The organism is Cobetia sp. SIMBA_158, assembly GCF_046566945.1.
GTDB lineage: Bacteria > Pseudomonadota > Gammaproteobacteria > Pseudomonadales > Halomonadaceae > Cobetia > Cobetia amphilecti.
In genome coordinates, this window is sequence record NZ_JAWJYL010000001.1 from 732,633 (window position 1) to 752,424 (window position 19,792).

General features: G+C 65.0%; 18 protein-coding genes. 9 read left to right on the forward strand and 9 right to left on the reverse strand.

Going from position 1 to position 19,792, the window contains the following annotated elements:
* The first annotated feature begins 21 nt into the window (after positions 1-21).
* From R2R70_RS03360 to xylB, 3 genes are read left to right on the forward strand one after another with little or no spacing between them, the layout of a single operon-like run.
* Positions 22-867, forward strand: a complete 846-nt coding sequence (locus R2R70_RS03360) for an L-iditol 2-dehydrogenase (RefSeq protein WP_410977259.1) — start codon at positions 22-24, stop codon at positions 865-867.
* A 59-nt stretch (positions 868-926) separates the two neighbouring features.
* Positions 927-1,628, forward strand: a complete 702-nt coding sequence (locus R2R70_RS03365; RefSeq protein ID WP_367998228.1) for a nucleoside/nucleotide kinase family protein — start codon at positions 927-929, stop codon at positions 1,626-1,628.
* A gap of 24 nt (positions 1,629-1,652) precedes the next feature.
* Positions 1,653-3,170, forward strand: coding sequence for a xylulokinase (gene xylB / locus R2R70_RS03370; RefSeq protein WP_410977260.1), 1,518 nt, complete (start codon positions 1,653-1,655; stop codon positions 3,168-3,170).
* Positions 3,171-3,321: 151 nt separating this feature from the next.
* Here xylB and mgrA read toward each other — a convergent pair whose 3' ends face one another.
* Entirely contained in the window at positions 3,322-4,350 is a 1,029-nt protein-coding gene (mgrA, locus tag R2R70_RS03375) for an L-glyceraldehyde 3-phosphate reductase (protein ID WP_192837910.1), read from the reverse strand.
* 194 nt (positions 4,351-4,544) lie between these two features.
* Here mgrA and R2R70_RS03380 point away from each other — a divergent pair, with 194 nt between their 5' ends.
* Positions 4,545-5,450, forward strand: a complete 906-nt coding sequence (locus R2R70_RS03380; protein WP_410977261.1) for a LysR family transcriptional regulator — start codon at positions 4,545-4,547, stop codon at positions 5,448-5,450.
* A 126-nt stretch (positions 5,451-5,576) separates the two neighbouring features.
* Here the strand turns inward: R2R70_RS03380 and R2R70_RS03385 are convergent, their stop codons facing one another.
* The 4 genes from R2R70_RS03385 to glcD all read right to left on the reverse strand — a co-directional run bounded on the left by R2R70_RS03385 (position 5,577) and on the right by glcD (position 10,234).
* Positions 5,577-5,984 carry a GlcG/HbpS family heme-binding protein gene (locus R2R70_RS03385; RefSeq protein ID WP_043334532.1) on the reverse strand — a complete coding sequence of 136 codons (408 nt, stop codon included), beginning with the start codon at positions 5,982-5,984 and terminating at the stop codon, positions 5,577-5,579.
* Between the two features lie 78 nt (positions 5,985-6,062).
* The gene (gene glcF, locus R2R70_RS03390; protein WP_410977262.1) at positions 6,063-7,385 is read right to left on the reverse strand and encodes a glycolate oxidase subunit GlcF; all 1,323 of its coding nucleotides are present in this window, start codon (positions 7,383-7,385) and stop codon (positions 6,063-6,065) included.
* A gap of 28 nt (positions 7,386-7,413) precedes the next feature.
* The gene (gene glcE, locus R2R70_RS03395) at positions 7,414-8,616 is read right to left on the reverse strand and encodes a glycolate oxidase subunit GlcE (RefSeq protein WP_410977263.1); all 1,203 of its coding nucleotides are present in this window, start codon (positions 8,614-8,616) and stop codon (positions 7,414-7,416) included.
* Between the two features lie 118 nt (positions 8,617-8,734).
* Entirely contained in the window at positions 8,735-10,234 is a 1,500-nt protein-coding gene (glcD, locus tag R2R70_RS03400) for a glycolate oxidase subunit GlcD (protein WP_410977264.1), read from the reverse strand.
* A 404-nt stretch (positions 10,235-10,638) separates the two neighbouring features.
* On the opposite strand from glcD, the gene glcC reads away from it, so the two are divergent.
* Positions 10,639-11,454, forward strand: coding sequence for a transcriptional regulator GlcC (glcC, locus tag R2R70_RS03405; RefSeq protein ID WP_043334527.1), 816 nt, complete (start codon positions 10,639-10,641; stop codon positions 11,452-11,454).
* 131 nt (positions 11,455-11,585) lie between these two features.
* The gene (locus tag R2R70_RS03410; RefSeq protein WP_131431669.1) at positions 11,586-12,170 is read left to right on the forward strand and encodes a YqaA family protein; all 585 of its coding nucleotides are present in this window, start codon (positions 11,586-11,588) and stop codon (positions 12,168-12,170) included.
* Between the two features lie 4 nt (positions 12,171-12,174).
* Here R2R70_RS03410 and R2R70_RS03415 read toward each other — a convergent pair whose 3' ends face one another.
* The 4 genes from R2R70_RS03415 to R2R70_RS03430 all read right to left on the reverse strand — a co-directional run bounded on the left by R2R70_RS03415 (position 12,175) and on the right by R2R70_RS03430 (position 17,142).
* Complete coding sequence (locus R2R70_RS03415; RefSeq protein ID WP_410977265.1) at positions 12,175-13,602, reverse strand: D-serine ammonia-lyase; 1,428 nt, start codon at positions 13,600-13,602, stop codon at positions 12,175-12,177.
* 614 nt (positions 13,603-14,216) lie between these two features.
* A complete protein-coding gene (locus R2R70_RS03420) occupies positions 14,217-14,636 on the reverse strand; it encodes a CBS domain-containing protein (RefSeq protein ID WP_043334523.1) in 420 nt (139 codons plus the stop codon).
* Positions 14,637-14,794: 158 nt separating this feature from the next.
* Entirely contained in the window at positions 14,795-16,279 is a 1,485-nt protein-coding gene (locus R2R70_RS03425) for a dihydrolipoyl dehydrogenase (RefSeq protein ID WP_192837919.1), read from the reverse strand.
* Positions 16,280-16,392: 113 nt separating this feature from the next.
* Positions 16,393-17,142, reverse strand: a complete 750-nt coding sequence (locus R2R70_RS03430) for a glutathione peroxidase (protein WP_107335176.1) — start codon at positions 17,140-17,142, stop codon at positions 16,393-16,395.
* A 375-nt stretch (positions 17,143-17,517) separates the two neighbouring features.
* Here R2R70_RS03430 and R2R70_RS03435 point away from each other — a divergent pair, with 375 nt between their 5' ends.
* The 3 genes from R2R70_RS03435 (at position 17,518) to R2R70_RS03445 (ending at position 19,623) form a co-directional block, all read left to right on the forward strand.
* A complete protein-coding gene (locus tag R2R70_RS03435) occupies positions 17,518-17,796 on the forward strand; it encodes a hypothetical protein (protein ID WP_205741694.1) in 279 nt (92 codons plus the stop codon).
* A 148-nt stretch (positions 17,797-17,944) separates the two neighbouring features.
* Positions 17,945-18,106, forward strand: coding sequence for a YqaE/Pmp3 family membrane protein (locus tag R2R70_RS03440; RefSeq protein WP_043334518.1), 162 nt, complete (start codon positions 17,945-17,947; stop codon positions 18,104-18,106).
* Positions 18,107-18,474: 368 nt separating this feature from the next.
* Positions 18,475-19,623 (forward strand): ABC transporter ATP-binding protein, encoded by a 1,149-nt coding sequence (locus tag R2R70_RS03445; protein ID WP_131431673.1) that lies wholly within the window; start codon positions 18,475-18,477, stop codon positions 19,621-19,623.
* Positions 19,624-19,792 lie beyond the last annotated feature (169 nt).

Consider the following 19,792-nt stretch of genomic DNA (forward strand, 5'->3'; position numbering starts at 1 on the left):
GCACCGTCAGGGGGTGACAACATGCAGACGCTATCCGAGTCGGCCAATAATAGTGAGCCGCTGACCTCGCCGCGCAGCGCCCGGCTCGCCGGCAAGGTGGCGGTGGTCACCGGCGCTGCAGGCGGTATCGGCCTGGCCATCGCCACCCGCTATGTCGCCGAGGGCGCCTATGTGGCGCTGGCGGACATCAATGGCGAGGCGGCGGAGCGCGCCGCCCAGCAGCTGCGCGAGCAGGCCGGGCCGCAGGCACGCGTCCTGGCGGTGACGCTGGACGTGACGTCGAGCGTCTCGCGTCAGAGCATGCTGGAATGCGTGCAGGCACAATTGGGGCCGATCGATATTCTGGTCAACAATGCCGCCGTCTTCGCCATGGCGCCGGTGCTGGAGGTCAGCGAGGGCATGCTGCGCCACCAGCTGGCGGTCAATGCCGAAGGGCTGTTCTTCACCCTGCAGGCGGTGGCCAGAACGATGGTCGAGCGCGGGCAGGGCGGCAAGATCATCAACATGGCCTCGCAGGCCGGACGACGCGGCGAGGCGCTGGTCAGCGCCTATTGTGCCTCCAAGGCCGCCGTGATCAGCCTGACCCAGTCCTGCGGGCTTGATCTCATCCGCCATGGCATCAATGTCAATGGCATCGCGCCGGGCGTGGTCGACACGCCGATGTGGGATCAGGTCGATGCGCTGTTCGCCCATCATGAACAGCGCCCGCTGGGCGAGAAGAAACGTCTGGTCGGTGAGGCGGTACCTTATGGACGCATGGGGCTGCCGGATGACCACGCCGGCGCCGCGGTATTTCTGGCCTGTGAAGACAGCGATTTCGTCGTCGCCCAGACACTCAATGTCGACGGTGGCAACTGGATGAGCTAAGGATGAGAGACACCTTCCGTCCCGCTGCAAGGGTGCGCATCCATGAATGAGGTAGTCACGTGACATCTTTACCCGATTCTCGCCTGGCCCACATGTCGCCCTCATTGGACGACATGGCCAGCCGTGTGCTGGCGGAACACGCCTCCAGTCAGCGCACACGTACCATCGTGGCCCTCGCCGGCCCGCCGGCGGCGGGCAAGTCGACGTTGTCGGAATCCCTGTGCGAGACCCTCAATGCGCTGGAACCCGGCATCGCCGTGGTGGTGCCGATGGATGGCTATCACTACGACAATGCCGTGTTGGCGCCGCAGGGCCTGCTCTACGTCAAGGGCGCACCGGAGACCTTCGATGCGCGCGGGCTCTATCATGATCTCGTCAGGGTGCGCGCCGATGATGGCCCGGTCGCCGTGCCGGTCTTCGATCGCCCGCTGGACCTGGCGCGTGCCGGTGGCCGCGTGGTCGAGACCCACCATCGCATCGTGCTGGTCGAGGGCAACTATCTGCTGCTGCGCCACGCGCCCTGGGACGCGCTGCTTGGCTTGTTCGATATCAGCATCTTTCTGGATATCGAGGATGAGGTGCTGGTGCCGCGTCTGCTGCATCGCTGGCGCGAGATGGGCCAGGACGCTCGCGGTGCCCACGAGCGCACCCATCACAAGGACATGCTCAACGCGCACCTGATCAAGCAGGACTCGCTCAGCGCCGACTGGCGTTGGCGCCTCGCGAATGCCCCCATCGGCCCCGATGGGGAAGACCGCTGAATGACGGATGGCAGGGAGAGCCCCATGTGGGTAGGCGTTGATTGTGGGACTCAGAGTACCAAGGTGGTGATCGTCGATCCGGCCTGCGGGAGCATCGTGGCCCAGGGCCAGCGCAGTCATGCGCTGCAGGAAGGCGCCAACGGACGCCGCGAGCAGGACCCGCAGGACTGGGTGGCGGCGCTTGAGGGCGCCTTCGCTGATGCACTGGCTACCTCGCAGCTGGACCCGCAGCGCATCGCGGCGATCGGAGTGTCCGGTCAGCAGCATGGCATGGTGGTGCTGGATGCGGCCGGCGTGCCGCTCCATCCGGCCAAGCTGTGGTGTGACACCGAGACCAGCGAGCACAATGCCACATTGATTGAGGCGCTGGGAGGTGAGGCGGGCTGTCTGGAGACGCTCGGCCTGGTGCTGCAGACCGGCTACACCGCCTCCAAGCTCGCCTGGCTGCGTGAGCAGCATCCCGAGCGCTACCAGCGCATCGCCAGCATCCTGCTGCCGCATGACTATCTCAACTTCTGGCTGACCGGCGAGCGCGTCGCGGAATACGGCGATGCCTCGGGCACCGGCTATTTCGATACCCGGCGGCGCTGCTGGCATCAGGATGTCTTCGCGCAGATCGCCCCGGAGCTCGACGCCCGGCGCGTGCTGCCCCGATTGATCGAATCCCATCAGCCGGCCGGACGCATTCGCCCCGAGATCGCCGCGCGCTTCGGGCTGCGTGACGACGTCATCGTCTCCAGCGGCGGCGGCGACAACATGATGAGCGCCATCGGCACCGGCAACATCGCGCCGGGGCGGGTGACGCTCAGCATGGGCACCTCCGGCACGGTATGCGCCTGGTCGGCGGACTATCCGGCCGGCTGCGATCCCCAGGTGGCCAGTTTCAGCGCCAGCGATGGTGGCTGGCTGCCGCTGGTGTGCACCATGAATGTGACATCGGCGACCACGCGGGTACGCGAGATGTTCGGCTTCGACATCGCCACCTTCTCCGCCCAGGTGACAAGTGCCCCGCGCGGAGCCGAGGGCGTGCAGGTGCTGCCGTTCTTCAATGGCGAACGCGTGCCGATGCTGCCGCGTGCCCAGGCCAGTTTCCATGGGCTGTACAGTCGCAATGCCACCCCGGCCAACCTGTGCCGCGCGACCATGGAAGGCGCAAGTTACGGCCTGCGCTACGCACTCGAGTGCATGGGGCCGCTGGGCAGTGAGGCGCGCCAGATCCGCCTGGTGGGCGGTGGTGCCAAAAGCCCGCTGTGGCGTCAGATGCTGGCCGACATTCTCGGCCTCGAGGTGGTCTGCCCGCAGGTGACCGAGGCCGCCGCCCTGGGCGCCGCGATTCAGGCGGGCTGGTGTCTAGGACAGTCAGGCGCAGATGGACAGGGCCGCCACGGCGAGACGCTTGAGCAACTCTGCGAGCGGCTGGTCGCGCTGGATCACGCGACACTCGCCCGGCCTCAGGCCGAAGGAGTGGCCGCCTACCGCAAGGGCTACGCCGATTACCGCGCGCTGCTCGCCAGCGAGCACGGCATTGCCGCCGGCGGCTGAGCACGTTGTCAGAGCTCGTTGTCAGAGCACGGCGGCTGAACTCAATACATCAGCACGTCACGCCAAAACACATCGCCCCCGTCGAGTCTCACTCGGCGGGGGCGATGTGGTTCACGCGCTTCACTGCATCAGTCGCGGCTCAGGCACGAGCTCAGGCATTGGACGAGCGCGCCCACAGATTGACGCCGCCATCGACGGCGTAGCGATCGATCTCGTCGAGCTCGGCCTGGGTGAAGTCGAGATGATCCAGCGCCTTGACGCAATCGCTGACCTGTTCCGGACGGCTGGCGCCGATCAGTGCGGTGGTGACGCGGTTGCCACGCAGCGCCCAGGCGAGGGCCATCTGGGCCAGCGACTGGCCACGGCGCTCGGCGATGGCGTTGAGGGCGCGCACCCGCTCCAGATTGTCCTCGGTGAGGTGGTCTTCCTTGATCGCTCCGCCGCGTGCCAGGCGACTATCCTGTGGCACGCCGCCCAGATACTTGTTGGTCAGCACGCCCTGGGCCAGCGGCGAGAACACGATGGAGCCGATGCCCTCGTCATCGAGGGTGTCGAGCAGGCCGTCTTCCTCGATCCAGCGATTGATCATCGAATAGCTGGGCTGATGGATGATGCACGGCGTGCCCAGCTCGCGCAGGATGGCGGCGGCTTCGCGGGTACGCTGGGCATTGTAGGAGGAGATGCCCGCATAGAGCGCCTTGCCGGAGCGCACGGCACTGTCAAGCGCGCCCATCGTCTCTTCCAGCGGCGTGTCCGGATCGAAGCGGTGCGAATAGAAGATGTCGACGTAATCGAGGTCCATGCGCTTGAGGCTCTGGTCCAGACTCGAGAGCAGGTACTTGCGGCTGCCCCATTCGCCGTAGGGGCCAGGCCACATGTGATAGCCCGCCTTGGTGGAGATCACCATCTCATCGCGGTAGCCGGCGAAGTCGCGCTTGAGCATGCGACCGAACATTTCCTCGGCGCTGCCCGGTGGCGGCCCGTAGTTGTTGGCCAGATCGAAGTGGGTGATACCCAGATCGAAGGCGGTCTGGCAGATGGCGCGCGCATTATCTTCGTGGGCGTTGTTGCCGAAGTTGTGCCAGAGCCCCAGTGACAGGCGGGGCAGTTTGAGGCCGCTCTTGCCGCAGCGCTGGTAGTGCATGCGTTCGTAGCGATCTTCAGCCGGGGTATAGCGCATGGCGGAGTCCTTTCGCGAGTGGAGGCGTCGATGTCACCTAGGGGTGAGGCGACATCGCATGACGCCTTCAGTCTAGGTCGCGTCTGCAGGTCTGATAAGCACATGCGAACGAATAGATTGTTCGTCAGAACGTACAATGCTGTGGCAGGCTCGTTCACTGAAATCCCGGGTGACTGACATGAGGAGCAGGCAGGATGCGGCATCACAAGCAGGTGGAGCGACTGATGTTGTTCGCTCAGGTGGCGGAATCCCTCAGCTTCACCCGGGCGGCCAAGGCGCTGGGTGTGTCGCGTGCTCATCTCTCCGAGCAGGTGCGGCGGCTGGAGCAGGACATCGGGGCGCCCTTGCTGATCCGCACCACGCGGGCGGTACGTCTCACCGAGGAGGGCGAGCGCATTCGCCAGCGTATGCAGTCGGTGCATGGCGAACTGCTGGCACTGGAGCGCGAGCTTGAACACGACCTGGAGCAGACGAGTGAGTCGGAGCGTCAGGGCTACAGCGGCGTGTTGCGCATCACGGCGCCGGTACTGTTCGCCGAGCGTTATCTGGTCGAGGTCTGCAATGCCTTTCAGGCGCGCCATCCGGCAGTCGAGCTGCGTCTGGACGTCAGTTACGAGAGTCATGACCTGACCCGCGAGCCATTTGATGTGGCATTCCGCGCCACGCGCACGCCACCGGACAACATGATCGCGCGTCGCCTGCTCGATTACGTCCACTGCTGCTGCGCCTCGCCCGAGTACCTTGCCGCGCATGGCACGCCGCACACGGCCGCGGCACTTGGTGATCATCGCTGCCACGTCTGGTCGGGGCAGTCCGGCTGGCCGCTGGCCAGTGGTGAGGTCAGTCTCGCGGGGGGATTGGCCATCAATGATCACCGCCTGCTCAAGCAGCAGGCGCTGGGTCATGCCGGCATCATCCGGGCCGCCCATTACCTGGTCGACCGTGAGCTGGCCGAGGGCCGTCTGGTGCGTCTGCTGGCGCACGAGGAGGGTGAACCCAACAGCATCTACATGCTCTATCCCCAGCGCCTGCCGCAGTCGGGCAAGCTGCGTGCCTTCATGGCCGCGGTGGAAGCCGCCATGCCACCTCGCGGTGCGTGACCGAAAGACCCAGACGCAAGAGTGGCGTATGCAAAAAGACCGCCGTGCCCTGATGGGCGCGGCGGTCTTTTTATTCGCCTCTTTTATCCAGGCTGGCGGGGCCTCTTTATCCAGGCTGGCGGCGCCTCAGAGGCCCAGCGCGGCGACCCCGGCCTTGGCGATCTGGGCATCCTGCTCCGGCTTGACGCCGGACACGCCGATGCTGCCGGCGATCTGGCCTTCGACCATCACCGGCACGCCGCCGCCCAGCATGCCTTCAAGCTGCGGCGCTGACAGGAAGGCGGTGCGTCCGCCGTTGATGGAGTCCTCGAACAGCTGGGTCTCGCGGCGACCCAGGGCAGCGCTCTTGGCCTTCTCCTGGGCGAAGTAGCCGGTCATCGCCGGGGTGTCGTCGAGGCGACGCAGGCCCAGCGGGTGGCCGCCATCGTCGGCAACGGCGATGGAGACGGCCCAGCCATTGGCCTCGGCTTCCTTCTGGGCGGCGTCCAGCATCTGATTGACGTCAGCGAGGGTCAGTACGTGGCGAGTGATCATCGGGCTTCCTTGGCAGTGGTGAGGGAAAAGAACAGTGAAAGAGATAGTGAAACAGATAGTGAAACAGATAGTGACGCTTCATTTCTGCGGGAGCGTCTCGGGCAGGGCGTCATCCACCAGTTCGATCCAGTGACTCACCGGCGTGCGTCCGGCGCTCGAGAGATGCGTCTGGCAGCCGATGTTGGCGGTGGCGATGCGCGCAGGCCCGTTGGCCTCCAGCGCCTCAAGCTTGCGGTCTCGCAGCTGGCGTGACAACTCCGGTTGCGTGATCGAATAGGTGCCGGCGGACCCGCAGCACAGATGGCCCTCCATGACAGGCGCCAGCGTGAAGCCCAGTTGCGACAGAATCTTCTCCACCTCGCCGCCCAGCCCCTGGGCATGTTGCAGGGTGCAGGGGCAATGGAAGGCCAGCGGTTGTTGGTCGGGCGTGGCCGCGAGACTCTGTCGATCATCGCGGGCTATCTCCTCGCCCAGCACTTCGACCATGTCGCGGGCCAGGGCGCTTACGCGCGCGGCGCGCTCAGCATAGTCGGGGTCATCGGCCAGCATCTCGCCATATTCCTTGACGAAGGCCCCGCAGCCACTGGCGGTCTGCACGATCGCTTCCGCACCGGCCTCGATGGCCGGCCACCAGGCATCGATGTTGGCACGCATGCGCGCGCGACCGGCCTGCTGGGCGTTGAGGTGATAGTCGATGGCACCGCAGCAGCCGGCCTCCTGAATGGGCGTGACGCCGATGCCGAAGCGCGCCAGCACACGGGCAGTGGCGGCATTGATGTTGGGGGCCAGGCCCGGTTGCACGCAGCCCTCAAGCATCAGCACCTGGCGAGACAGCAACTGATCAGAAGGCGTCGCGGTGACAGGGGCGGTCGGGGGCTTGGCTTGACGGTCGCGCTCGCGGGCCAGCGGGATCTTGTCGGCCAGCGCGCCAGGCGCGAGGGGACGAAAGCGCACGCCAAGTGCCAGCAGGGCCTTGAAGCGCGTGGGTTCGACCAGCGCATGGCGCAGGCCGCTGCGCAGCAGACGCTCTCGCCACGGACGGCCGACGCGACGCTCCAGTTCCTGACGCCCGATATCGAGCAGGGTGTGATACTGCACGCCCGACGGGCAGGTGGTTTCGCAGCTGCGACAGCTCAGGCAGCGATCCAGATGCCGCTGGGTTTCGCGGGTGATCTCGCTGGCCTGCTGGCGGGTGCTTGCGTCTTGGCTCTCGGGGTCGCTTTCCAGCAGCTGCTTGATCAGATAGATGCGCCCGCGCGGCCCGTCGCGCTCATCGCCCAGCAGCTGATAGGTGGGGCAGGTGGCATTGCAGAAGCCGCAATGCACGCAGCTGCGCAGGACCTTGTCGGCCCGCTGGATATGCGGTCTGGCAAGCGCGGCGTCACTGAAGTGAGTCTGCATTCAGGTGCGTCTCCTGTCGTGGCGTGAGTCACATCTCGGCATACAGGCGACCGGGATTGAGGATGCCGTGGGGGTCCAGCTGCTGCTTGAGCTGAAGGTGATAGCGGGCATTGGGGGCGGCCAGCGGCATCAGCGGGCTGTCCTCGGCGGCGACGGTGCCCGGGGTATAGCAGATGGCGTGGCCGCCCAGTCGACTGGCCAGCGCGCGGATGCGCTGGGCCGGGGCATCGCTTGCAAGCCAGCGCTGGGCACCCGCCCAGTCACACAGCAAGTCGGCATCATCCAGAGGGCCCAGCAGTTCGCTAACGGCGGCTTGCCACTCGAGGTGGTCCAGCGCCAACGGCAGCGACAGTCGCCACAGTGCCTGATGCGGCGCGCGCGCACTGAAGAAGGGCAGGCGGTGCTCACGCAGCTCAGTCCAGTGCGCCGTCGCCTGATCCGTCGTCAGGACCTCGCCGCCCAGCTGCTCGCAACCGGCCTGGACCGAACGCTCGCCTCCTTCCAGGCGCAGGGTGAGGTGGCCGTCATACCAGCTGGTCGCCGTGATCGGCAGCGGCGTGCGGCCCCAGGCATTCAGGCGAGTCAGCGCCTCGGCGAGGCTGAGCGCCAGACACAGCGATTCGCTTGCCACCGGACGCGGCATCACCTTGAGCGAGACTTCACTGATCACGCCCAGCGTGCCCTGAGCGCCGCACATCAGGCGCGACAGGTCATAGCCCGCCACGTTCTTCATCACTTCCCCGCCGAAGCGTAGCGCCTGGCCGTCGGCACTGATGATGCGCGTGCCCAGCACCAGGTCGCGCAGACTGCCGCTCCAGGGGCGGCGTGGGCCGCTGAGTCCCGAGGCGAGCGTGCCGCCAACGGTCGCCGCGGGCCCGAAGTGGGGCGGCTCGCAGCTCAGGTGCTGACTCTGCTCGGCGAGTACGGCCTCGAGCGTCGCCAGCGGCGTGCCGGCGCGCACCGAGACCATCAGCTCCACGGGGTCGTAGTGGGTGATGCCATGATGCGCGCGCATGTCGAGCACTTCCTCGGCGGCCACTTCGCGGCCTAGAAAGGCCTTGCTGCCACTGCCGGCGATGCAAAGCGGGCGCTTCGCCTCATGGGCGGCGCGGACCTGTGCGCGGAGTGCCTCGCTGGCATCCTGTTGCTGCGGGGGCTGGCTGGCGGCAGGCGTAGCGCACTCGGCATGGCTTGGCACCTGATCCTGGAGCGAATCATCTGGCTCTGGCATGGCATGTCTCTATTGAAGTGGCGATGAAGTGGCGAGCGTCAGGTAGCGAAAGGTCAGGCGGTGGCGAATCTAAGAGCCGTCCAGCCACGCGGCGGCTGTCCAGCCACGTGGCAGCTGTCTAGAAACGCGGCAGATCGGGATGCGGCAACTGGTTGTCATGCACATGCATGGCACCGAATTCGGCGCAGCGCGCCAGCGTCGGGATGTTCTTGCCGGGGTTGAGCAGCCCAGCGGGGTCGAAGGCGGCCTTCACGGCATGGAAGACGCTGATCTCCTCGTGGTTGAACTGGGCGCACATCTGATTGATCTTCTCGCGGCCCACGCCATGTTCGCCGGTGATGCTGCCGCCGGCGGCCACGCACAGTTCGAGAATCTTGCCGCCGACCTCCTCGGCCAGTTCCAGCTCGCCGGGCTGGTTGGCATCGAACAGGATCAGCGGGTGCATGTTGCCGTCACCGGCATGGAAGACATTGGCCACCGCGAGCCCCGATTGGCGCGAGAGCTCCGTGATGCCGTTCAGCACGGCGGGCAGCTCGCGACGCGGAATGGTGCCATCCATGCAGTAATAGTCCGGCGACATGCGACCCACGGCGGGGAAGGCATTCTTGCGCCCGGCCCAGAAGCGCGCGCGCTCGGCCTCATCCTGTGCCTGGCGGATCTCGGTGGCGCCGGCGCGCTCCAGCACCTCACGGACTCGCGCGCAGTCATCGATGACATCGGCCTCGGCGCCGTCCAGCTCGCAGAGCAGAATGGCGGCGGCATCGACCGGATAGCCCGCGTGGATGAAGTCCTCGGCGGCGCGGATCGCCAGGTTGTCCATCATCTCGAGCCCGCCGGGGATGATGCCGCAGGCGATGATGTCGCCCACCGCGCGGCCGGCCTTGTCGATATCGGCGAAGCTCGCCATCAGCACCTTGGCGGTCTCGGGCCTGGGCAGCAGGCGCACCGTGACTTCCGTGACCACCCCCAGCATGCCTTCGGAGCCGGTCATCAGCGCCAGCATGTCCAGGCCGGGCGAGTCGAGGCTGTCGGCGCCGATCGTCATCGCCTCGCCTTCGATGGTCAGCATCTCGAGCTTGAGAAGGTTGTGCACGGTCAGGCCGTACTTGAGGCAGTGCACGCCACCGGCATTCTCGGCCACGTTGCCGCCGATGGAGCAGGCGATCTGCGAGGAGGGGTCAGGCGCGTAGTAGAGCCCGAAGGGCGCGGCGGCCTCGGAAATGGCGAGATTGCGCACCCCGGGCTGCAGGCGCGCGGTGCGGGCATCGGGGTCGATCTCGAGAATCCGCGCCATGCGCGACATCACCAGCAGCACGCCTTGCGCCAGCGGCAAGGCACCACCGGACAGCCCGGTGCCGGCGCCACGTGTCACCACCGGCACGCCCAGCGCATGACATTCACGCAGCAGGGCGGCGACCTGCTCGACCCGCTCCGGCAGGGCGACCAGCATCGGCATGACGCGATAGGCGGACAGGCCATCACATTCGAAGGGGTGCAGGTCCTCCTCGCGGTGCAGCAGCGTCAGGTCCGGCAGCAGGGTGGTGAGATGCGCCAGCACCTGGCCCTTGTCGTGCTGGGCCAGCGGTCCATCCAGCGTCGGGTCATAGAGGATATTCATGCACTGCCTCCCGGGAGGTTGGGGTCTGCGCGGCTGCTGTCTGTCGTTTCTGTCGGCTGGTGCGGGGTACGAGCGAGTCGCCTGTCGACTCCGCCGGCGAGAGGGCTCTGCCTTTACTGGCAAGCCTTGACTGATATGCCTCACCTGACCTTCCGCACTTGATCTGCCCACAATCTGGCCTGCCTCCCCGGCCTTGTCCATGCTTCACCTCAGTGGTCTGACCAGACATTCGTCTAGTGTTTGTGCAAGGAAAACCACGCTTTACTGGCCTCACACCCGCTGCCATCAGGTGGCTTTGCGCCCGCTGATCGACAGGTCTGACCAGTCGGAAATCGCCAGGCGCTGCCAGCGGGTTGATCAAGGCCGAGCACACAACGGTTGAGCACCAAAAGGGGAGGGGCAGGATGCTGCGAACCATCGCCGAGTCAGGCGCTGACCCCCGCGCCGCGGATCAGGCGGCGGCACGCCTGGAGCAATTGATTCTGGACGGCGTGCTCAAGCCCGGGCAGATGATCCCCTCGGAGCGCCGGCTATGTGAGCGGCTGGGCATCTCGCGGGCCTCGCTGCGCGAAGGGCTCAGGCTGTTGCGTGGCAAGGGCATCATCGAGACGCGCCATGGCAAGGGCTCGAGCGTCGCGGCGCTGTTGCCGAGCGGCGATATCAGCCCGCTGATGCACCTGTTTCGAGATCAGCCGCGCACCCTGTATGACCTGCTGGAAGTGCGGGCTTTGCTGGAAGGGCAGTCGGCGCGACTGGCCGCCCAGCGCGGCACGCCGGCGGATAGAGTGTTGATCCGGCGTCATTACGAGGCGATGGCGGCCTGCGTGCGCGAGTATCCGCCTGATTTTGAGTCCTCAGCGCCGGGCGATGAGGCGCTGCCGGATGCTCAGCAGCTGGCGCGTCACGACCACGCCTTCCACCACGCCATCTGTGAGGCGTCCCACAATCCGGTGCTGGTGCATACGCTCAAGGGCATCAATGACCTGCTGCTCAGCTCGGTGTTCGCCTCGCTGCGCAATCTCTACCATCGCCCGATTCCCCGCGGCCAGATCAATGCCCAGCACACGGCCATCTACCGTGCGGTGATGGACCAGCAGCCGGAGGCGGCGGAGAAGGCGGCGCTGGAGCATCTGCACAGCATTCGCGACAACCTGCGCGAGCTGGAGGCGGAGGACGAGCGGCTGGTGCGCTCGGCCATGCGGCTGGAAGGCTTCGAGTAGCGCGTCAGGGTTTTTGGCTCAGGCTCAGGCGTGCTGGACTGGAGTGCGCGCTGGCGGACAAGCAGGCTGGCAAGCGGGGCGGACTCAAGGCAAAGTGGTCAGCTCATCGCCCAGGACAACGTGCTTCCTTCATGTGGAAACTCTCTTCCGCGAGTGATTGGCTCGACCGCCTCAATCACTCTCGCCACGCCATGCTGTGGCTGTTCATCGCCTCGATGCTGGAAACCCTGCTGATCCCGATTCCCATCGAGGTCGTTCTGATCCCGTGGATGCTGCGCCACCCCGAGCGCCGCTGGCGCGTGGCCGCGGTGGCACTCGCCGGCAACCTGACCGCGGCATTGCTGGGCTTCTATCTGGGAGCCTACGCGCTGGCGACGTGGGGCGATGGGTTGATCGGCTTCTTCGGCGGGCAGCAGGCCTTCGAATCCTTCCAGCAGCGTTTCAGCGAGCAGGGCTTCCTTGCCATCATGCTGATCGGCATCGTGCCGATTCCCTTCCAGAGCGCCATGCTGGTCGCCGGTGCCAGCGGCTATCCGGTCGCGTTGTTCCTGCTGGCGGCGTTGGTCGGGCGCGGGGTGCGCTATTTCGGGCTGGCAGCCCTGGTGGCACTGGTCGAGGATCAGGCGCTGGCGCTCTGGCAGCGCTACTCGCGCCCGCTGGGAGTGATCGGGCTGGCGCTGACCGGCGTGTGGCTGTGGCAGGCCTTCATCGCCTGATCGCTCACTTTCGCCGGTTTGCGCCGGCCTGTGACAGCAACGCCTTGCCGCGCTGATAGTCGGCCTGCCAGATCGCCTCTGGCACCATGCTGCCGCCGGTGGCCCAGACGACATGGGTGGTATTGGCCTGCACCTCGCCGTCATCCAGCCCGTTGGCCGTCCGCCAGGCGTGCCACTCGGGGGCGGCATTGCGCAGTACGTGGCGGATACCGGGCACGCCGGCCAGCGCGGACGGCTCAAGCATGAGTCCTTCACTGTCATATGCCAGCGCGAGCAGCTCGAGCAGATGCTCGTCACGCACGGTATGGATGCCGCTGAGCAAGGGGGCCATCACGCGCCCGACGAAGGCCGAGGCGCGACCCACCGCCAGGCCATCGGCACAGGTGCGATTGTCCAGCCCGATATCCTCCACCGCGATGCCGTCATGTTCGCCGGTCAACATGCCCAGCAGCATGCAGGGGGAGTTGACCGGTTCAGCAAAGAAGCAGTGCACGGCGTCACCGAAGACCTGCTTGAGGCCGTAGGCCACGCCGCCCGGGCCGCCGCCGACGCCACAGGGCAGATAGACGCAGAGCGGGTGGCGGGCATCCACCGGGATGCCCTGCGCCGAGAGCTGCTCCGCGAGGCGGCTGGCCGCCGTGGCGTAGCCCACGAACAGGTCCCGCGAGCTTTCGTCATCGATGAAGTGGGCGTTGGGCTGCTGCGCTTCCTGGCGCCCCGCGGCGACGGCCTTGCCGTAATCCCCGCTGTGCTCCACGACCTCTGCACCCCGCGCGCGCAGCAGGTCCTTCTTCCATTGCTTGGCATCCGCCGACATGTGCACGGTGACGCGAAAGCCGAGCCGCGCGCTCATGATGCCGATGCTGAGCCCCAGATTGCCGGTGGAGCCCACCACGACCTGTTGGCCGGCCAGCAGATCACGTATCTCATCACGCTGGAAGGCGCGGTAGTCGTCTTCCTGACACAAAATCCCTGCGTCAATGGCGAGACGCTCGGCATGCTTGAGCACCTCATGGATGCCGCCGCGCGCCTTGATCGAACCCGAGATGGGCAGGGCGTTGTCACACTTGATCATCAGGCGGCCTGGCAGCGGGGATTCGGTTGCGCCGAGGGGAGAAGCGGTCGAGGCTATGCCGCTCAGCGCCTGCTGCAAGCCGGGCGCTGCCACCAGCGGCGATTCGATGCGCCCTGACGCGGCGGCGGTCTCGGGGAAGGCTTCGGCAATCCAGGGAGCGAAGCGCATCAGACGTGCGTCGGCGTCCTCGATGTCCTGGGCTCCCACGCCACTCGCCTGCAGCGCCGGTGAGTCGAGCGCCTTGGCAGTCGCGACGCGTTCAGGGTTGAGCCAGCCGATTTCGCGGCCGGCCATCAGGCTGGCGATTTCCGGGTGACGCTGCGTCAGGGCGTGGAGGTCATGGGGCGTGGCAGACATGCGGTGTCCTTGTGGGGGCTCGATCCAGCGATCAGGTCAGATCACAGGTTAGCGCGTCTTCCACTGGCAACGCACGTAGCCCAGCTTTCACATTCCGTAAAGGTCAGTGACAAAAAAGGCCGAATTTTTTGGCAGCCGTCGGGATAGAAATGCAAAAGGTGCAGTCATAGTAAGCAAGGACATGATGTTATCGCGATGTTATGTCTGGCTTTAACTGTTCTTTGGTCCGCCACGGTTTTCCTGGCGGATTTTTTTATGCCTGAAATACGCGGGCTTTGGCAGGTTTTCGCCTGGGGCGTTTGGATTCTCCCAAGGTTCAGCGACTTTCACTGTGGCCAGAGGTCCTGGCGGCAGGGTGCGGCACAGCGCTTCCCAGCGACTGTCACCGCCTCGGGTTGCGGCGCGTAAATTGTTGGGCGTCAGGCTGGCAGCAGAGATTGATTAGCCATTGGGTAATCTTCGAGGCGTTGGCCTGCTGGTGCAAGCATGCTGAAGGCGCTCTCGATGCACTCGGTTTTCTCAGCCATCACGCACAGAGCCCCCAGCGGCGATGACCGCTGGGGGCTCTGTGCGTTTGGTCTGGCTCTAAGCAGTTTCTTGATGGGTGAACTGTCTCAACAGCCGTTCTGCATCACCAGCAGGGCACTCAGGACATCGCGGCGGGTGACCATACCGATCAGGCGGCCCTGCTCGACCACCGGATAGACCTTGGGACGCTGGCCATTCATGTGCTGCGCCAGATCCGTGATGCTGTCATTCGGGCCGACGCTGAGGACTTCGTGACGCATCAGGTCGCCGACCTGGGCATGCTGGCCGCAGTGATAGGCACTGTCGAGCAGCTTGCCGAGGATGTCCTGTTCGGAGATGAAGCCGATCAGGCGGTCCAGGTCATCCACGACCGGCACGCCGGGCAGACGGTGGTGGGTCAGGCCCTGGGCGAGTTCGAGAATGCTGGTGCGCGCCTTCACGCGATAACAGTCGCGGGACATGATGTCGCGAAGGGTCGAGGGCACCTTGAGCTGGGTGGCTTTCATGGGCAGGTCTCCTGCGTCACTGCTCTTCGACTCTCCGATGAGGGAGCCGTGCGATGAATGCCGGCAGCCACTTTCGTGACTGCCGGCGACATTCAACATCTGTTCAGAGCATAGGGCATCACTGCGTGAGCTGCGCGTCCCGTTGCCTTGAGGGGGTATCAGTCACCCGGACCGCATTCCATGCAGCGCTCGACGATGGCCGGGCCCAGCTGCAGGTTGGCGTTGAGGTCACGCAGCGCAGTGCGCAGGCCTTCCTCGATCACCGGGTGATAGAAGGGCATTTCCAGCATCTGCTCGATGGTCATGCGTTGCTGATGGGACCAGGCCAGCAGGTGGGCGAGGTGCTCGGCACGCGGGCCGAAGATCTCGGCGCCCAGCAGCAGGCCGGTGCCTTGCTCGCCATAGACACGCAGCATGCCCTTGTTCATGCGCATCACGCGGGAGCGACCCTGGCCGGTGAAGTCGACTTCGCCCACCGCGTAGCAGTCGCAGGCACCGTAGCGCTGTTCGATCTCGGCGGTCGAGAGGCCGATGGTGGCCATCTGCGGATCACTGAACACGACGGCGATGGTGCTCTTGCGCTGACCGGCACGCACGTCGGGGAAGCGACCGGCGTTGTCACCGGCGATACGGCCCTCATCGGAGGCTTCGTGCAGCAGCGGCAGGTCGTTGTTGGCGTCGCCGGCGATGAAGACATGGCTCGGCGTGTCGTCGCTCAGACGAGTCTGCAGGGTGTGACGATTGAAGATTGGCACGCCGCGCTCGTCCAGCTTCAGACCCAGCGCCTCGATATTGAGGCGATCGACGTTCGGGCGACGGCCGGTGGCCGCGAGCAGGTAGTCGAAACGCTCGGTGAGACGCGCTTCGCTGCCACGCTCGATGAAGGTGATCTCGACACCGGCGCCGTTCTCGTCCTCGACGCGTTCGATCTTCTCGACCTTGGCGTCCGGGTCGAGATAGAACTCCTCGTTGAAGACGCGATCGGCATTGGCACGCAGCTTCTCGTCACGTAGCGGGCCGATGGCACCGCCGACACCGAACATGCGGATGCGCACGCCGAGACGCGTGAGCGCCTGGCCCAGTTCCAGCCCGATGACGCCCGGGCCGAAGACGGCGACAGATTCCGGCAGGTCGTCCCAGTCGAAGACGCTGTCGTTGATGATCAGGCGGTCACCGGCATTCTCGAAGAAGCCCGGGTAGCTGGGGCGTGAGCCGGTGGCGATCACGACACGCTCGAAGGTGACGCGGGTCTCGTTGTCGCCGATGATCAGGCTGTTGGCGGTCTCGAAGCGCGCATTGCCGCGCAGCTTGTCGTGGGAGGGGATGCCTTCCACGGACTCGACCACGAAACCGACGAAGCGGTCGCGCTCACGCTTGACGCGGTCCATCACGGCGCGGCCATCCACCTTGACCTCGCCTTCGATATTGATGCCGAACGGTGCGGTGTCACGGGCGTGATGCGCGGCTTCGGCCGCACTGATCAGCAGCTTGGACGGCATGCAGCCGACACGGGCACAGGTGGTGCCGTAGGGGCCACCTTCGATCATGACCACGGAATCGGTGTGTGCCTTGGCGGCGCGATAGGCACCCAGACCGGCACTGCCGGCACCGATGATGGCGACTTCAACCTGGCGTTCGTTCACGTCGTACTCCTCAAGGCGCGCCAGCGGCGCACCTGACAATGGGGTCTCAGGCGCGAGCGTGGCCCGCGCGTGATGAAAAGAGAAAGTTATCGGGGCCTGTCAGCGTGATGCGTTCAAGCGCTGGTCAGGCTGCCGAAGTAGCGGGCGACTTCATCGCTGCCGCCGACATGCTCGCCGTCGATCCAGACCTGCGGCACGGTGGCCTGGCCGGTCATGGCGCGCAGGGTGCGTGAGGTCACGCCGCGGGTGCCGACTTCGATGACTTCGTAGCTGATGCGCGCTTCGTCGAGCATCTGCTTCGCACGTGCGCAGTACGGGCAGCCCGGCTTGCTGAACAGGGTAGCGAAGCTGGGACGGCCGGCGTCCGGGTCCAGATAGTCGAGCATGGTATCGGCGTCGGAGACTTCAAAGGGGTCGCCCGGCTTCTGCGGCTCGATGAACTGCTTCTCGACCACTCCGTTGCGTACCAGCATGGAATAGCGCCAGCTGCGCTTGCCGAAACCGATGTCGCTCTTGTCGACCAGCATGCCCATGCCGGCGGCGAAGTCGCCGTTGCCATCGGCGATCAGGCTCAGGTTCTCGGCTTCCTGATGCTCGCCCCAGGATTCCATGACGAAGGCGTCATTGACGGACAGGCAGACGATCTCGTCGACGCCGACAGCATAGAAGCGATCGGCCAGCTCGTTGTAGCGCGGCAGGTGAGTGGAGGAACAGGTCGGGGTGAAGGCGCCCGGCAGGGCGAAGACCACTACGTTGCGGCCCGAGAAGATCTCCTCGCTGGTGCGCTCGACCAGACGGCCGTCGCGGCGGATCTTGAAGCTGACGTTCGGGACCTGCTGGCCTTCGTGTGATTCGAGTTGCATGAAATTGGCTCCGGTCTCGATGAGACGTATCTAAAGGGGATGGCAGGCGACTGAGGCTCGATGACGCTGTCGAGTGCATGAGAAATCAGTGCCTTGCGAAACTGGAGCCAGTCTAGGGGCAAGCCTCTTGCGGGTGAATTTGATTGCATCAAGCGAGGCGATAGCTTTTCTTGATGATGGTGCTGACAGTCAGTCGTGGGCTGGCTCATGGCCTTGTTCTCGGCAGGAACGTGCTGGCCGGCAAGCGGCTTTTTTGCCGGAAATAGTTATACAGACTTGATATTTGCCCCTGTCAGCCATAGGTAGTGGGTACGTCACAGCATCGTCAGGCGTCGAGTCTGGCAAGCGAGGCAATAGATGAACGCACGAGAGTACATGGCGAAGCACGGCCTGGACGGCGACAAGGACAAGGAGGAGGACAAGCCTCAGAGTCTGGAAGAACATGCCTGGGCACGTGCACGTGAGTCCGGCAGCCATCGGCCACGCACCGGGACGCCGCATGACTGGGAAGACTGGGAGCGCTACCACGAGCAGCTGGCCGCGGACTCCGAGAAGCTGTCCCAGAAGATCGATCGTCAGGCCCGCGCCGGCGGATCCGCCTCAGCGCACGACGATGACGTCGACAAGGCCAACACTGATCGAGAAGGGCAGTGATCAAGAAAGTCAGTGATCAAGACCGTCAGTCCTCAAGACGGGAGCTGATATAGAAAGACAGTGATCAAGAGGGACACTGATCAACACGAGTACCGAACATTCATGACCTCCGTGGAGTCACGGTTGTCACAATCGCAAGGAGCAACTCATGGATATCATTCGCATCATTCTGGCCATCATCCTGCCGCCGCTGGGCGTTCTCATGCAGGTGGGTGTCGCCAACAAGCATTTCTGGATCAACATCATCCTGACCTGCTTCGGTTTCCTGCCGGGGATCATCCACGCGGTGTGGGTCATTACCAAGTTCTGACCGCCGCTGAGCCCCACAGGCTCTGATATGGCTGCCCACCGCGGGCAACCCAGAGTTGAAAGGCCCAAAGCCCCCGCTGCCTTGTGTGCAGCGGGGGCTTTTCAGTGGGCGCTCACCGGGGAAGCGCCATGTGGCGTCGGTGATTCAGCGGCGGTGCTTGCCGAGGGCCCTCGGCGAATGGCAGGCGACGGTAGTTCAACATGTAGACTTTCGCATAGCCTGATTTCAACGCTTTTCAGCGAGCGCGGCGCTTGTCGCCTCTCGCTTGCCCCCGTAGGGTCAAATGGGACTGAGGGCAGCGATCAGGGCCGGTTAAGCCTGTTCGATCACATGCTCCACGATAACAACAACACGTATGGATACCACGCATGGTCACGACTGCTGAGCCCGACGCGCCGCAGGAGACCAGCTCCTGCTTCGCGATCTTCAATGATGTGCAAAAGAGCTATGACGGCGAAACGCTGGTGGTCAAGGGCTTCAATCTTGAAGTCCAGCGCGGCGAGTTCGTCACCCTGCTGGGGCCGTCCGGTTCCGGCAAGACCACCTGCCTGATGATGATGGCAGGCTTCGAAACGCCGACCCACGGCGACATCCTCCTCGACGGTACCCCCATCAACGACTTGCCACCGCACAAGCGCGGTATCGGCATGGTCTTCCAGAACTATGCACTGTTTCCGCACATGAGCGTGGCCGAGAATCTGGCCTTCCCGCTGGAAGTGCGCGGCATGAGCAAGGAGGAAATCTCGACCAAGGTGGCCAACGCGCTGGACATGGTGCGACTCGGCGAATTCGGCGATCGCCGTCCGGGGCAGCTCTCCGGCGGGCAGCAGCAGCGGGTCGCCCTGGCGCGCGCGCTGGTCTTCGAGCCGGAGCTGGTGCTGATGGATGAACCGCTGGGGGCGCTGGACAAGAATCTGCGCGAAGAGATGCAGTTCGAGATCAAGCGCATACACCAGCGCCTCGGCGTCACCATGCTCTATGTGACCCACGATCAGACGGAAGCGCTGACCATGTCGGATCGCATCGCGGTCTTCAATGACGGCATCGTCCAGCAGCTGGCAACCCCCGAGGCGCTGTATGAAGCGCCGGAGAATGCCTTCGTCGCCTATTTCATCGGCGAGAACAATCGCCTCAACGGCCAGGTATCGCAGCTCGACACTCAGGGTGAGCATTGCACGGTGACCCTCGACAGTGGCGAGCAGGTACGGGCACTCAAGGTGGCCGTCAATGAGGTCGGCGAGCGCACCCAGCTGTCACTGCGCCCGGAGCGGGTGCGCCTGCTGTCGGCGGAAGAGCCAGGCGCCGCGGGCACGCAAAGCCCTCCCGACAATGTCTTCTCCGCGGAGGTGCTCGAGGTGATCTATCTTGGAGATCATCTACGCACGCGCGTGGCGGTATGTGGCAGTGACGAATTCATCATCAAGACACCCAACGCCGAGGGTTATCCGCCCTTGCGGCCCGGGCAGACCTTGCAGGTGGGATGGGACGCCTGCGATTGCCGGGCGCTGGATGCCTGAGGCCAGCAAAGGTCAGAACAGGCCAGTTAAGGACAGACTAGAAAAGGACAGGCGAGGAAGGACAGGCGAGTAAAGACAAGGCAGCACGGGAGGTGAAGCACGCTTCCTCAGCAGAGCAAGAGCAGATTTCGCGACAAGAGTGCAGCACAACAACAAGAAATCAGGGAGA